General features: G+C 73.0%; 14 protein-coding genes and 2 pseudogenes. 7 read left to right on the top strand and 9 right to left on the bottom strand.

Annotated elements, in window-relative coordinates; translation table 11 throughout:
* Positions 1 to 28: 28 nt before the first annotated feature.
* Both ACFZDC_RS30705 and ACFZDC_RS30700 read right to left on the bottom strand, forming a co-directional pair.
* A complete protein-coding gene (locus tag ACFZDC_RS30705) occupies positions 29 to 982 on the bottom strand; it encodes an acyl-CoA dehydrogenase family protein (protein ID WP_391329040.1) in 954 nt (317 codons plus the stop codon).
* Positions 982 to 2,121, bottom strand: a complete 1,140-nt coding sequence (locus tag ACFZDC_RS30700; RefSeq protein ID WP_391329134.1) for an acyl-CoA dehydrogenase family protein — start codon at positions 2,119 to 2,121, stop codon at positions 982 to 984. The genes ACFZDC_RS30705 and ACFZDC_RS30700 overlap by 1 nt, the downstream gene beginning before the upstream one ends.
* Before the next feature lie 53 nt (positions 2,122 to 2,174).
* Between ACFZDC_RS30700 and ACFZDC_RS30695 the strand changes: the two genes are divergently transcribed.
* Genes ACFZDC_RS30695 through ACFZDC_RS30685 form a run of 3 tightly spaced genes read left to right on the top strand, consistent with a single transcriptional unit; the run spans position 2,175 to position 4,808 of the window.
* Positions 2,175 to 2,960, top strand: coding sequence for an SDR family oxidoreductase (locus ACFZDC_RS30695; RefSeq protein WP_391329039.1), 786 nt, complete (start codon positions 2,175 to 2,177; stop codon positions 2,958 to 2,960).
* Between the two features lie 15 nt (positions 2,961 to 2,975).
* A complete protein-coding gene (locus ACFZDC_RS30690) occupies positions 2,976 to 3,611 on the top strand; it encodes a TetR family transcriptional regulator (RefSeq protein ID WP_391329038.1) in 636 nt (211 codons plus the stop codon).
* A 39-nt stretch (positions 3,612 to 3,650) separates the two neighbouring features.
* The gene (locus ACFZDC_RS30685; RefSeq protein WP_391329037.1) at positions 3,651 to 4,808 is read left to right on the top strand and encodes an acetyl-CoA C-acetyltransferase; all 1,158 of its coding nucleotides are present in this window, start codon (positions 3,651 to 3,653) and stop codon (positions 4,806 to 4,808) included.
* On the opposite strand, the gene ACFZDC_RS30680 is transcribed toward ACFZDC_RS30685, so the two are convergent.
* From ACFZDC_RS30680 to ACFZDC_RS30665, 4 genes are read right to left on the bottom strand one after another with little or no spacing between them, the layout of a single operon-like run.
* Positions 4,792 to 5,853 (bottom strand): nitronate monooxygenase, encoded by a 1,062-nt coding sequence (locus ACFZDC_RS30680; RefSeq protein WP_391329036.1) that lies wholly within the window; start codon positions 5,851 to 5,853, stop codon positions 4,792 to 4,794. The two genes, ACFZDC_RS30685 and ACFZDC_RS30680, sit on opposite strands and share 17 nt — an antisense overlap.
* On the bottom strand, positions 5,850 to 6,614 hold the full coding sequence (locus tag ACFZDC_RS30675) for a CoA-transferase (protein WP_391329035.1): 765 nt from the start codon (positions 6,612 to 6,614) through the stop codon (positions 5,850 to 5,852). Before ACFZDC_RS30675 ends, ACFZDC_RS30680 begins: the two co-directional genes overlap by 4 nt.
* The gene (locus ACFZDC_RS30670; RefSeq protein ID WP_391329034.1) at positions 6,611 to 7,462 is read right to left on the bottom strand and encodes a CoA-transferase; all 852 of its coding nucleotides are present in this window, start codon (positions 7,460 to 7,462) and stop codon (positions 6,611 to 6,613) included. The genes ACFZDC_RS30675 and ACFZDC_RS30670 overlap by 4 nt, the downstream gene beginning before the upstream one ends.
* The gene (locus tag ACFZDC_RS30665; protein ID WP_391329033.1) at positions 7,463 to 8,206 is read right to left on the bottom strand and encodes an enoyl-CoA hydratase family protein; all 744 of its coding nucleotides are present in this window, start codon (positions 8,204 to 8,206) and stop codon (positions 7,463 to 7,465) included.
* A 133-nt stretch (positions 8,207 to 8,339) separates the two neighbouring features.
* Here ACFZDC_RS30665 and ACFZDC_RS30660 point away from each other — a divergent pair, with 133 nt between their 5' ends.
* Together ACFZDC_RS30660 and ACFZDC_RS30655 are read left to right on the top strand one after the other, a co-directional pair.
* Positions 8,340 to 9,107, top strand: coding sequence for an SDR family oxidoreductase (locus ACFZDC_RS30660; protein ID WP_391329032.1), 768 nt, complete (start codon positions 8,340 to 8,342; stop codon positions 9,105 to 9,107).
* A complete protein-coding gene (locus ACFZDC_RS30655; RefSeq protein WP_391329031.1) occupies positions 9,104 to 10,024 on the top strand; it encodes an SDR family oxidoreductase in 921 nt (306 codons plus the stop codon). The genes ACFZDC_RS30660 and ACFZDC_RS30655 overlap by 4 nt, the downstream gene beginning before the upstream one ends.
* Before the next feature lie 12 nt (positions 10,025 to 10,036).
* Here ACFZDC_RS30655 and ACFZDC_RS30650 read toward each other — a convergent pair whose 3' ends face one another.
* Entirely contained in the window at positions 10,037 to 10,504 is a 468-nt protein-coding gene (locus ACFZDC_RS30650; RefSeq protein ID WP_391329030.1) for a MarR family transcriptional regulator, read from the bottom strand.
* A gap of 116 nt (positions 10,505 to 10,620) precedes the next feature.
* Between ACFZDC_RS30650 and ACFZDC_RS30645 the strand changes: the two genes are divergently transcribed.
* Positions 10,621 to 12,060 (top strand): MFS transporter, encoded by a 1,440-nt coding sequence (locus ACFZDC_RS30645; RefSeq protein WP_391329029.1) that lies wholly within the window; start codon positions 10,621 to 10,623, stop codon positions 12,058 to 12,060.
* A 122-nt stretch (positions 12,061 to 12,182) separates the two neighbouring features.
* Here ACFZDC_RS30645 and ACFZDC_RS30640 read toward each other — a convergent pair whose 3' ends face one another.
* Positions 12,183 to 13,064 (bottom strand): hypothetical protein, encoded by an 882-nt coding sequence (locus ACFZDC_RS30640; RefSeq protein ID WP_391329028.1) that lies wholly within the window; start codon positions 13,062 to 13,064, stop codon positions 12,183 to 12,185.
* 123 nt (positions 13,065 to 13,187) lie between these two features.
* Positions 13,188 to 13,442: pseudogene (locus ACFZDC_RS30635) on the bottom strand (beta-galactosidase); the annotation flags it as partial.
* Between ACFZDC_RS30635 and ACFZDC_RS30630 the strand changes: the two are divergent.
* Positions 13,441 to 13,634, top strand: a pseudogene (locus tag ACFZDC_RS30630) (AraC family transcriptional regulator); the annotation flags it as partial. The pseudogenes ACFZDC_RS30635 and ACFZDC_RS30630 overlap by 2 nt on opposite strands.
* Positions 13,635 to 13,684 lie beyond the last annotated feature (50 nt).

The following is a 13,684-nucleotide window of genomic DNA, read 5'->3' as shown; positions in this document are numbered from 1 at the left end:
GCCCAGCGACGCCCGGCACCAACAGCTTCTAGGGCTGGGTGTCCTGGAGGATCGCATCCCGGCACTCCTCCGGCGTGCCCCACGCCGTGCGCAGGGCGCGGGCCTTGGTCAGCCACAGGGACAGGTCGTACTCCGCCGTGTACCCGATCGCGCCGTGCAGCTGGAGCGCGGTGCGTGCGGTGGCGTACGCCGCCTCGCACGCCTTCAGCTTGGCGGCGGCCACGTCCGCGGGGCTCAGGGACAGCGCCGCTCCGAAGAGCAGGGGCCGGGCGAACTCCAGGGCGATCGTCGCATCCGCCAGGCGGTGCTTGACCGCCTGGAACGAACCGACGGGGACGCCGAACTGCGTGCGCTGCCCGACGTAGGCGACCGTCCGGTCGAGCAGCGCGAGTCCGACGCCGAGGGCCTGGGCGGCGGTGGCCAGGCGCGCCCAGGTGAGCGCGTGGGCCCGCGGTGGGTCGGGGGTCAGGAGTTCGCCGCCGGAGGCCAGCGGGGTCGGACGGCGGGCCGGGTCGAGGGAGGGGCGGACCGGGCCGGGGCCCGGGGACAGGAGCAGTCCACCGGCGGCCGGGGCGAGGTGGAGCGTGGCCGCGTGGCCGTCGAGGGCGTACCCGGCGGGTGCCGCGACGGTCGCGACGCTCTCGCCCGCCACGAGCCCGGGCAGGAACCGCTTGGCCGGCGGACCCTCGCCGAGCAGCACGGCCGCCGCGACCGTCTCCACGAGCGGCCCGGGCACCGCGTGCCTGCCCAACTCAACGAAAGCGATGGCCAGTTCCACCGGGCGTGGCCCCAGCCCCCCGAATTCCTCCGGCACCGCGAGACCGAACACCCCCGCCTCCGCGATACGACGCCACAGCGCTCGGCCGCTCGCGTGGTCGCCGCGGCTCCACTCCCGTATCACCGCCGGGGTGCGCGCCGCCGTCAGCATCGCGTGCAGCGAGTCGGCGAAGGCGCGCTGCTCGGTGTCGAGGAGGAAGCGCATCAGCGGCGTCCCTTCGGCAGGCCGAGCAGGCGCTCGGCGACGATGTCCCGCTGGATCTCGTTGGTGCCCGCGTAGATGGGTCCGGCCAAGGAGAAGACGTACCCCTCCGCCCAGGCCGTGTCCGCCGACTCGCCCTCGCCGCCCAGCAGATCGAGCGCCGTCTCGTGCAGCGCCAGGTCGTACTCGGACCAGAACACCTTGTTCATGCTGGACTCCGGGCCGAGCGAGGTGCCCTCCAGGAAGCGGGAGGCGGCCGCGTACGTGAACAACTGGTGGGCGCGGGCGCCGGCCAGGGCGTCGGCCACCCGGGCACGGGCGTGCTCGGGGCAGCCCTGTGCCTTCCACAGCTGAAGCAGCCGGGCGGCCGTGGCCAGGAAACGGCCCGGGGAACGCAGGGTGAGGCCCCGTTCGTTGCCCGCCGTGGACATCGCGATCCGCCAGCCCTGGCCGGGCTCGCCGATCACGTCCTCGTCCGGCACGAAGACCTCGTCCAGGAACAGCTCCGCGAAGGCCGGTTTGCCGTCCAGACGGCCGATGGGGCGGACCGTGACACCGGGGGCCCGCAGATCGAACATGAGGTACGTGAGCCCCTGGTGCGGTTTCGGCGCGCCGGGATCGCTGCGGAACAGGCCGAAGGCCCGGTCGGCGAAGGCGGCCCGTGAGGACCAGGTCTTCTGGCCGCTCAGCAGCCAGCCGCCGTCCGTCCGTACGGCTGCGGAGGTGAGCGATGCCAGGTCGGAGCCCGCCTCCGGCTCGGACCAGGCCTGCGCCCAGACCACCTGGCCCGAGGCCATCGGCGGCAGCACCCGCGCGCGTTGCTCCCGCGTGCCGTGGTCGAAGAGGGTCGGCGCGAGCAGACTGATCCCGTTCTGGCCGACCCGGCCCGGGGCGCCCGCCGCCCAGTACTCCTCCTCGAAGACCAGCCACCGCAGCAGCCCGGCGCCCCGCCCGCCGTACTCCTCGGGCCAGGACACCACCGCCCAGCGGGCCCCGGCCAGTTCCGCCTCCCAGGCGCGGTGCGCCGCGAAGCCCTCCTCGGTCTCCAGGCAGGGCAGGGGAGCGCGCGGCACGTGTGCCGTCAGCCAGGCGCGGGCCTCGGCGCGGAACTCCTCGTCGGCCGGGGCATGGGTCAGGTCCACGGTCGCCGTCACCGTCCTTCCCTAACAAGTGTTTGGTAGGTTAGCGTGGTCCCATGACAGGCGTCGAGAGTCCGGCATACGTGCCCGGACACGGGCTGCTGAAGGGGCGCACCGCCGTCATCACCGCGGCGGCCGGCGCGGGGATCGGCGGGGCGACCGCGCGCCGCTTCCTGGAAGAGGGCGCCAGAGTGCTGATCAGCGACGCGCACACGCGCCGCCTGACGGAGCACGAGGGCAGACTGGACCGGGAGTTCCCCGGCGCGGTGGCCGCCGTGCCCTGCGACGTCACCGACGAGGCCCAGGTGCGGGCGCTGTTCGAGGCGGCCGTGCGGGAACACGGAAAGCTCGACATCGTGGTCAACAACGCGGGGCTCGGAGGTACTTCGCCCCTCGCCGACATGACCGACGAGCAGTGGTCCCGGGTCCTCGACGTCACCTTGAACGGCACCTTCCGCTGTACCCGTGCGGCCCTGCGCGCCCTGCGGGACAGCGGCGGCGGGGTGATCGTCAACAACGCCTCCGTCGTCGGCTGGCGCGCCCAGGCGGGGCAGGCCCACTACGCCGCCGCGAAGGCCGGGGTCATGGCGCTGACCCGGTGCGCCGCGATCGAGGCGGCCGCGTACGGGGTGCGGGTCAACGCGGTGGCGCCCAGCCTCGCCATGCATCCGCACCTGGCCAAAGTCACCTCGGCCGAACTGCTCCGGGAGCTCACCGGGCGGGAGGCCTTCGGGCGGTACGCCGAGCCCTGGGAGGTGGCCAACGTGATCGTGTTCCTGGCCTCCGGCTACTCCTCGTACCTGACCGGCGAAGTCGTCGCCGTCAGCAGCCAGCACCCCTAGGACCACAATGGGTTCGTGCCGACCAAGAAGAAGCCCCAGGTGACCGCCCCGAAGAAGCCCACGGCCGCCGCCGCGCAGGCGCGCCGCCGCGAACTCCTCGGCACCGCCGCCGAGGTCTTCGCCGAGCAGGGCTACAACGCCACCACCGTCCGCACCATCGCCGACCACGCCGGCATGCTCGCGGGCAGCCTGTACTACCACTTCGACTCCAAGGAGTCGATGCTGGAGGAGATCCTGCGCACCTTCCTCGACGAGCTGTGGGACGGTTACGACACCGTCCTGGCCTCCGGACTCGGGCCCCGCGAGACCCTGGAGGCCCTGGTCACCGAGTCCTTCCGGGAGATCGACCGGCACCGCGCCGCCGTCGCGATCTACCAGAAGGAGAGCAAGCAGCTCGTGGCGCAGGACCGCTTCGCCTTCCTCGCCGACTCGCAGCGCCGGTTCGAGAAGGCGTGGCTGTCCACGCTGGAACGCGGGGTCGGCGAGCGCGCCTTCCGCGCCGACCTGGACGTCCGGCTCACCTACCGGTTCGTCCGGGACACGGTGTGGGTCGCCGCGTCCTGGTACCGGCCCGGCGGACAGCACAGCCCGGAGGAGATCGCCCGGCAGTACCTGTCGATGGTGCTGGACGGCATCGCCGTACGCGAATGACATCGCCGATCAACGCCCCTTTCCTGTGAGGGAGTCGCCATGGCCGAGGCCTACATCGTCGAAGCGGTCCGCACGCCCGTCGGGCGGCGCGGGGGAGGGCTCGGCCGGGTCCACCCGGCCGACCTGGGCGCGCACGTGCTGACGGCGCTCGTGGAGCGGGCCGGGATCGACCCGGCCGCCGTGCAGGACGTCGTCTTCGGCTGCCTGGACGCGGTCGGACCGCAGGCCGGGGACATCGCCCGCACCTGCTGGCTGGCCGCCGGCCTGCCCGAGGAGGTGCCGGGCGTGACCGTCGACCGGCAGTGCGGCTCCTCCCAGCAGGCCGTGCACTTCGCCGCGCAGGCCGTGCTCTCCGGCACCCAGGACCTGGTGGTCGCGGGCGGGGTGCAGAACATGTCCCAGATCCCCATCGCCTTCGCCTCCCGGCAGGCCGCCGAACCCCTCGGTCTGACCGGCGGCCCCTTCGCCGGCAGCACCGGCTGGCGCGCCCGCTACGGCGACCAGCCCGTCAACCAGTTCACCGGCGCCGAGATGATCGCCGCCAAGTGGGGCATCAGCCGCGAGGACCAGGAGGAGTTCGCGCTGCGCTCGCACCGGCGGGCGGTATGGGCCATCGACACGGGCCGCTTCGAGCGCGAGACCGTCCCCTACGGCGAGGCCACCGTCGACGAGGGCCCACGCCGGGACACCTCCCTGGCGAAGATGGCCGCGCTGAAGCCCGTCCTCGACGGCGGCACCATCACCGCTGCCTGCTCCTCCCAGGTCTCCGACGGAGCCGCGGCCATGCTGCTCGCCTCGGAACACGCGGTACGGGAACACGGGCTGCGCCCCCGCGCCCGCGTGCACCACCTCTCCGTGCGCGGCGAGGACCCCATCCGCATGCTCTCCGCGCCCATCCCGGCCACCGCACACGCCCTGAGGAAGACCGGTCTGACCATCGACGCCCTCGACCTCGTGGAGATCAACGAGGCGTTCGCGCCGGTCGTCCTGGCCTGGCTGAAGGAGACCGGCGCCGACCCGGACAAGGTCAACGTCAACGGCGGAGCGATCGCCCTCGGCCACCCGCTCGGCGCCACCGGCGTCCGGTTGATGACCACCCTGCTCCACGAACTGGAGCGCATCGGCGGCCGGTTCGGGCTCCAGACCATGTGCGAGGGCGGCGGCCAGGCGAACGTGACGATCATCGAACGCCTGTGAGGCCCTCCAGTTCCTCCAGCACCTCCTCCGCCTCCTCCATGATCCGCGCCACCAGTTCGGCGCAGGAGGGCAGGTCGTCGAGCAACCCGGCGACCTGCCCGGAGGCCATCACCCCGCAGTCCGTACGACCGTCCACCATCGCCGACTTCAGTAGCATCGGCGTGTTGGCCGCCAGCAGCACCTGGCTCCAGGACAGCTCCTTGCCGTGCCTCAGGGCCAGGCCGTCCCGGACCAGCTGCCACCAGGTGAGCCCCGACAGCCGCCGGAATCCCGCCGCCCGCCGCACCGCGTGGGCGAGGGCCCGCACACGGCCGGACCGCTCCAGCGCGTCGACCAGATCCGTGCGCAGCATCCGGTGCGGCAGCCCGTCCACCGCTCTGGTGACGAGGACGTCCCGGACGCCCGCCGCCAGATACCGGGCCTTCACCGTGTCCGGCACCGTCGAGTCCGAGGTGAGCAGGAACCGTGTGCCCATGGCCACCCCGGCCGCCCCGTAGGCCAGCGCCGCGACCAGCCCCCGCCCGTCGAAGAAGCCGCCCGCCGCCACGACCGGTATCCGCACCGCGTCCACCACCTGCGGCAGCAGCACGGTCGTGGCCACCTCGCCGGTGTGGCCACCGCCCTCGCCGCCCTGCACGATCACCGCGTCCGCACCCCACGCGGCCACCTTCTCGGCGTGCCGCCGCGCCCCGACGGACGGGATGACCACCACACCGGCCTCCTTGAGCCGGCTGATCAGCTCGGGCGAGGGAGCCAGGGCGAAGGAGGCCACCCGGACACCCTCGTCCAGCATGATCCGTACCCGGTCGGCCGCATCGGCCGCGTCCGCCCGCAGGTTCACCCCGAACGGAGCCCGCGTCCGCGACCGGACCTCCCGTATGGCGCCACGCAGCTGATCGGGCGTCATGGTCGCGGAGGCGAGGATGCCGAGGGCCCCGGCGTTCGCCGCCGCCGAGACCAGCCGCGGGCCGGCCACCCAGCCCATCCCGGTCTGCACGATCGGATGCCGCACCCCGACCAGCCGGGTCAGCGCGGTCTCCCTCATCCCCTCACCGCCTCGGGGACCTCACGCGCCCGTGCTCCGTCCGGATCCAGCACCTCACGGATCAGCCGCAGCTCCTCTGCCGTGGGCTCCCGGGTGCACGGCACCTCCTCCGGCACGGCGAGCTCGAAGTCCGTCGCCTCCCGCACCTGCTCCACGCCCACCCCCGGATGCAGCGAGGCCAGCCGCATCGAGCGGTCGGGAGTGGCGAAGTCGAAGACGCCGAGATCGGAGACGACCCGGGGGACGCGGTGGAAGCGGGCCGTGCCGCCCAGCTCCGCGGCACGGTCGTACCCCACCCCGCACACCATGTCCGCCCGCTCCACGAACACCCGCCGGGAGTGTCTCGGGATCCAGTAACTGGTCGGGTTGTTCAGCGTGTTGAGCGGCGCCCCGCGCACCCCGAGCAGCTGCCGCCGGGGCCGCGACCAGTCGCCGATGCAGGAGATGTTCTGGTTGCCGTACCGGTCGATCTGGCTCGCCCCCATCATCACGTGCCGGCGCCCGCCCGCCACCAGGGCCAGATGCTGCCGGTAGGGCAGCCAGCCCTCAGGGGTGCCGTCCGGGCGGACCAGCAGCGCCTCCCCGTCGGTGAGCAGCAGGTCCGGCGCGAAGGTGAGCCGGGCCAGCCGCGCGCCCAGCGACGGGATCAGCCCCATCGGACTGGCCAGGATCTCCCCGCCGCCCCGCCAGGCCTCGGCGCAGGCGATCACGCAGTACTCGGCGCGGGTGGGCGGGGGAAGAGGGACACGAGTGGCCTTCATCCTTCCGGCTCCTTCCGCCACCTTCGCACCGCCTCCCGGTACTCCTCCTCGTCCCCGTGGAGGAACCGCTCGGCGAACTCCGGCCAGGGCGTGGACGCGTACTCCCTCTGGAACGCCTCGTCCCGGCCGTAGTCCGGCGCGCAGGACGAGAAGTGCGCCCCGTTCGGCGCCTCGACCACACCGGTCACCGACAGCCGCTTCAGGAGCAGTGACTGCGGCGCCGCCTCCTTCGTCAACTCGGCCGTGTCGACGATCCGTTCGCAGGAGACATAGGCCTCGTCCGCCGCCTCGCAGAACAGGTCGTCGAAGTACGGGTCCGGGCCCAGGCACTGCCCGTTGCCCAGCCGGTCGGCGCGATTGACGTGCACCAGGGCCGCGTCCATCCGCAGGGCGGGCATCGCCACGAACGTCTCCCCGTCCCCGTACGGTGAAGTGACCGTCCTCAGGTGGGGGTTGACCCGCATGACGTCCGAGCCGAGGCCCGCCCGCACCGGCAGGAACGGCAGCCGGTTCGCGGCCGCGTGCAGCCCCCACATGAACATCCCCTCGTCGACCTCCGTCAGGTCGACGTCCCCGCGCTCGCGTGCCGCCCGGTAGTGCGGTTCGAGCGGGATGGAGTCGAGGGTGACGAAGGCGGTGACCAGTCTGCGGATCCGGCCGGCCGCGGCCAGCATGCCGACGTCGGGCCCGCCGTACGACACGACCGTGAGGTCCCGGATCCCGCCTCTCAGCAGGGCCCTGACCAGCGCCATCGGCTTGCGCCGTGCACCCCAGCCGCCGATGCCCAGGGTCATCCCGCTGGACAGCCGGGAGACCACCTCGTCGGCGGTCATCGTCTTGTCGCCCACCTACGCTCCCTCCTTCCCGAACGTGTCGCGGACCCGGTCGGCCAGTCCGCTGAGGTTGGCCTCGTACGTGAAGCCCTGTTCGAAGCGGTAACTGCGGCGCACGTCGACGGGATCGATCCCGTTGATGGCGGCCTTGGCCATGCGCAGCAGCCGTCCGTCCTTCGCGGCGATCTCCCGGGCCAGCTCCAGCGCCGTCGCGCGCAGGTCCGTGCGCGGCACCACGCGCCAGACCGAGCCGTGCGCGTGCAGCTCGGCGGCGCTCGCTGGGCGCGCGGTGTAATACAGCGCACGCATCAGGTGCTGCGGGACCAGCCGGGCCAGGTGCGTGGCGGCACCCAGTGCGCCCCGGTCCAGCTCGGGCAGCCCGAAGGTGGCGTCGTCGCTCGCCACGATCGCGTCCGCGTTCCCCACCAGGCCTATCCCGCCGCCCAGACAGAACCCCTGCACCGCCGCTATCACGGGCGTCTCGCACTCGTACACCGCCGCGAAGGCCTCCGCGCAGCCCTGGTTGGCGCCGATCAGCGCCTCGTGCCCCTTCGCCTTTATCTCCTTGATGTCCACGCCCGCGTTGAACCCGCGTCCCTCGGCGGCCAGCACCACGCACCGCGCCCCGGGGTCACGGCCGGCCGCGCGCAGGGCTTCGGCCAGGGCGAACCAGCCGCGCACCGGCAGCGCGTTCACCGGCGGGAAGTCGACGGTGACTACGGAAATCCCCTTTTCCGGGACCGACATGGAGACACCCATGGACGCATCAGCTACCTTCGCACTCAACGCCTTTCCACCAAACATTTGTTAGGTGTGAGGCTTTGAAGCTAGCAGTCGGCGCAGACGAGCGGGAGGGCCTGTGGAAAACTCCGGACACCCCGCAACAGGACCTGTGGGCAGCCCGCTGCGCGGCAGAACCGTCGTCGTCACCGGCGGCACCCGGGGTGTCGGCGCGGGCATCGCGCGCGCCTTCGCCCGGTCCGGCGCCCGGGTGGTGGCCTGCGCCCGGCGTCCCCCCGAACGGCCTCTCGACGCTGTCGAGTTCGCTCCCCTCGACCTGCGCGATCCGCCCGCCGTGCGCGCCTTCTTCGCCGCGCTGCCCCGGCTCGACGTGCTCGTCAACAACGCGGGCGGCACCCCGTACCGGCGACTGACGGACACGGACGCCGAGCGGCACGCCCGGGTCATCGAGCTGAACCTGGTCACCCCGCTGACCGCCTCCCTCGCCGCGTACGAGCAGCTCCGGCAAACCCGGGGCTCGGTCGTCATGGTCGGCAGCGTGAGCGGCGGGCGCCCTTCACCCGGCTCGGCGGCCTACGGCGCGGCCAAGGCGGGGCTGGAGAACCTGGCCGCTTCGATGGCCGTGGAGTGGGCGCCGGAGGTCCGGGTCAACACGCTGGTCGTCGGCATGGTCCGCACCGAGCAATCCCCTCTGCACTACGGCGGCCCGGCCGGCATCGCCGCGGTCGCCCGCACCGTCCCGCTCGGGCGGCTGGCCACCCCGGACGACGTCGGCGGGGCCGCCGTCTTCCTGGCCTCCGACGCGGCCGCCTACATCAGCGGGGCGAGCCTGCTGGTGCACGGCGGAGGGGAGCGGCCCGCCTTCCTGGACGCCGCGACCGCCAACAAGGAAGACCGTCGACAAGGAGGCCCGGAATGAGCGGAATCTGCGCAGGGCGAGTCGTCGTCATCACCGGCGCCGGGCGGGGGCTGGGCCGCGCCCACGCCCTCGCCTTCGCCGCCGGGGGTGCCCAGGTCGTCGTCAACGACCTGGGCGTCGGACCGGACGGGGCGCCCGGACCCGACAGCCCGGCGGCGGCGGTCGTCGCGGAGATCCGGAAGGCGGGCGGCGAGGCGGTCGCGCACGGCGGCGACATCGCGACGACCGAGGGCGCCGCCTCCCTGATCCAGGCCGCGGTCGAGACGTACGGCCGGCTCGACACCCTCGTCAACAACGCAGGCTTCCTGCGCGACCGCATGCTCGTCAACCTCGACGAGGACGACTGGGACGCCGTGCTCCGCGTCCACCTCAAGGGCCACTTCCTGCCCCTCAAACACGCCGCCGCGCACTGGCGGGCCGAGGCCAGGGCGGGGCGCACGCCGGTGGCCCGGATCGTCAACACAAGCAGCGGGGCGGGCCTGCTGGGCTCGGTGGGGCAGGGGAACTACAGCGCCGCCAAGGCCGGGATCATCGGACTGACCCTCGTCGCGGCGGCGGAACTGGCCCGCTACGGCGTCCAGGTCAACGCCATCGCCCCGGCCGCCCGCACCCGCATGACGGAACGCACCTTCGCCGAGACCATGGCGGCCCCGGCCGCCGGCTTCGACGCCATGGCCCCCGAGAACGTCTCCCCGCTGGTCGTCTGGCTCGGCTCGGCCGCGAGCACCGGCGTGACCGGCCGGGTGTTCGAGGCGGAAGGCGGCCGGATCACCGTCATGGAGGGCTGGCGCCCGGGTCCCACGGCCGACAAGGGGGCGCGCCGCACCCCGGCCGAGGCGGGTGACACCGTGCTGAAGCTGCTGGCGCAGGCGGAGGTGCCGGGGGCGGTGTACGGGTCCCGGGACGACAGGTCCTAGAAGTAGAAGAGGTCAGCCGGTCAGCCGGGCGGCGGCCGCGCGCTGCCGCTCGCTCATGACGGACAGGAACCGGATCACCGTCCTCAGCTCCTCCGTGCTGAACTCCTCGCAGGCCTCGACGACGTCGCGTGCCCAGTCCTCGAAGAACACGGCCAGCTCGGCGATCTTCTCCTGGTTCAGCTCGACGAGGACCCGGCGCTTGTCCGTCGGGTGCTTGACCCTGCGCACAAAGCCCTTGCCCTCCAGGCGGTCGAGTAGGCCGGTGACGGAGGCCGGGGCGAGTCCGGTCAGTTCGGCCAGGTCCTTGGCGGTCAGCGGACCCTGCCGCTGAAGGTAGTCGAGGGTCTTCTCCTCCGTGGCGTTGAGCCCCTGCTTGGCGGCGACCGCCGAGTGGAACATGACCGTCACGGCACTGTGGTTGCGCCCCACGTCCATGAGCTGCTGCAACGTCTCGGCGCGCTTGTCGTGTCCCTCGGCCATGACCTCAGGCTAGCAAATCTTTCGTTTGGTCGAACTAAGGACTTGCCCTCGGGTTCGCGTCGGTTCAACTCTTTCGTTAGGCCGAACGAAATAAATCCGAGCCAGGGGAGACTTCCGTGTCCACGACCCTCACCGCACACCCACCCACCACCGCTGAGCCGTACCCGCGCCGCTGGGCCGCCGCCGTCGTGATGATGATCGCGGCGCTGATGGACCTGCTCGACGGCACCATCGTCAACGTGGCGGTCCCGTCCATCGGCCGCGAGCTGCACGCCTCGCCGAGCGACCTGCAGTGGACGGTCTCCGCCTACCTGCTCGGCTTCGCCGCAGCACTGATCGTCTCCGGTCACCTCGGCGACCGCTTCGGCCGCCGCCCCCTCTTCCTCGCCGGTACGGTCGGCTTCGGACTGGCGAGCCTGGCCTGCGGGATCGCCCAGTCCCCTGGGCAGCTGATCGCCGCGCGGGCGGTGCAGGGCGTGCTGGCGGCGGTGCTGGTGCCGCAGGTGCTGGGCTCGTTCCGCACCCTGTTCCAGGGCAAGGAGCGGGGGGCCGCCTTCGGGATGTACGGCGCCGTCGCCGGGTTCGCCTCGGCGGTGGGGCTGCTGCTCGGCGGGGTGCTCACCGACGCCGACCTGTTCGGCTGGGGCTGGCGGTCGGTGTTCCTGGTGAACGTGCCGGTCGCCGTGGCGACCTTCCTGGGCGGGCTGCTGCTGGTACCGGCCACCCGTGCGCGCTCGGCGGGGCGCCCGGACGTGCTGGGCAGTCTGCTGCTGGCCGGGGGACTGGGCGCGATCGTGCTGCCGCTGGTGCAGGGCCGCGACAACGGCTGGCCGCTGTGGGGCTGGCTCTGCCTCGCCACCGGGGTGGCCGCGGTCGTCGGGCTCGGACTGTACGAGGCCCGGCGGCACCGGCCCGGCACGGTGCCGCTGCTGCCGACGCACGCCTTCGGGCTCCCGGCGTTCTCCGTGGGCGTGGTGGTCCAGCTGCTGTTCTCGCTCGGAATGCAAGGCTTCTTCCTCGTCTTCGCCTTCTGGCTGCAGGGCGGGGAGCGGTACACGCCGATGCAGGCCGGGCTGGTGACCGCGGCCTTCTCGGTGGGCGGCTTCCTGACCGCGCCCGCTGCGGACGGGCTTGCCGTGAAGTACGGGCGGATCGTGCTCGGCGCCGGGGCGCTGATGATGGCGGGCGGCTTCGGCTGGGTGTGGACGGTGGTCGACGGCGCGTCCGCCGTGCACACCGGGGCGTGGCCGCTGGCGCCGGGGCTGCTGGTCGCCGGGGCGGGGCTCGGGTTCCTGGTGGTGCCGCTGGTGAACGTGGTGCTGTCGGCCGTGCCGGGTGAGCTGGCGGGTGGGGCGTCGGGGATCTTCTCCACGGCTCAGCAGTTCGGGGGAGCGCTGGGGGCGGCCGTGGTCGGCACGGTGTTCTTCGGGCACGTGGGAAAGGGCCTCACCGGGGCGCTCACCGTCTCGATGCCGTGGGTGGTGGCGGCGTTCGTGGTGTGCGGGGTGCTGTGTGCCGCGCTGCCTGGGCGGGCGGTGGCCGAGAACTCGGACTGAGCCGCACCGGGCCCGCCAGGGGGCGGCGTCCTCTGGCGGGGACGCCCCGATGCAAAGACGCAACCGGAGCCCCGCTTCTCGGCGGAGCGCGTCGGCTGGGCGGGCCGACGGGTGGGCGAACCCTAGGTGTCGCACTCCAGCACCGTCCGGCACAACCCGCACCTCGCCCGGACCCGTCCTCGTACCGGCACCCGGATCCGCTGGTGGCAGGTGGGGCAGGGGAAGGAGACGCGGAGGCGGCCGGCGGGGTCGGGGGTGAAGGCGTAGGGCGCCGTCGGCGGAACGCCGGAGGCATGGCGGCGATCGTGGGCGTAGCGACGGCGGCCCGCCCAGCCGGCCCCGGTCAGCGGCGGCTGCTGCTCGTCCCGCCGGGCCCGGTCCAGGCCGTTGGTGTACGCCGTGTACGCCTGCGGGCTGGTGAACCACACGGAGGGATCCTCGTGGAAGAGCAGGGACCGTTTGGCGAGGACGTAACCGAACTCCTCCGGGGTGAGGTAGCCGAGCTTCTGGGAGGAGACCTCGTCCTCGCGGTAGGCGTCGAGCAGCAGCCAGCCCGCGCCCAGGTAGGTCGCCACCGTGTCCGTCAGGATCTCGTTCTCCGCCGTGGTGGGGAAGTCGAGGTCGAGGCGGTGCAGGTAGACGTGGGTGACCTCGTGGGCGAGCGCCGCGCCGATGTCCCTGCGGTGGGTGCGGAAGCGGTCGTTCAGCTCGACGAAGTACTCGGGGCCCGCCGCCAGTTCGACGTTGGCCGCATGGGTCATCTCCCGGAAGCCGACGATCAGCCGGGCCTCCGGCAGCCGGAAGTGCCGGACGATCTCGCGGGCCACGCGCTGCGCGCCCAGATGCAGGTCGTCCGTGTCGCAGAAGGCCACGTCGGCGGGGGCCACGCTGGCCGAGAAGGTCTGGACGGTGCCGTACGACAGCCGCTTGTACAGTGCGGTGATGGCGGCCCGCACCGTCTCCAGGTGCGGGTAGCCGTGCTCGACCGGTCCGCCGTTCGCCACGTCCGACCCCCAAAGACGCCCGGAACTCCCTTCCACTCTAGGCGGGTGTGAGCGGATTTCGCCGGTCGGGTTTCGACATCGCCCCAGTGACGGCCGCCCTGTGGCGACCGCCGGAGGCCGGGCTCAGACCGGCAGCAGACGAGGCGCGCACGGCCCCGGCCCCGCCCCCTGCGACTCCAGCACCCACACCTCGTTCCCGCCCTCCCGCAGCACCGGACCGGGAACGTACAGGGACCGCTGCGGTCCCACGGACCGGTAGCGCCCCAGGCCGAAGCCGTTGCCCCAGACGAAGCCCCGGGTCCAGCCCGGCAGTTCGAGCCGCGCGTCCCCGGCCCCGCGGACCGTGACGGTGCCCCGGTACAGTCCCGGGGCGCCCTCCGCGGACAGCGCACCCGTCGCCGCCGTCGCCCGGCGCGCCGGCTACGACGACCCGGCCTCCTTCTCCCGACTGTTCACCCGCCGGGTCGGCACCGCCCCGTCCGCTTCCGCGCCCAGCAGGGCCGCAGCGTCCCCGGCGGCTGGAGCGACCGGATCCCGGACCCGGACGATCCTCCGACGATCGGCGACTGACCGCATGCTGATCGTCCGGAGATCGCAGGGTGCCGGGCCCCTTAAGGTTG

Origin of the sequence: Streptomyces sp. NPDC007905, from assembly GCF_042959345.1 — a bacterium.
Lineage (GTDB): Bacteria > Actinomycetota > Actinomycetes > Streptomycetales > Streptomycetaceae > Streptomyces.
This window is presented reverse-complemented; position numbering and strand designations above follow the sequence as displayed.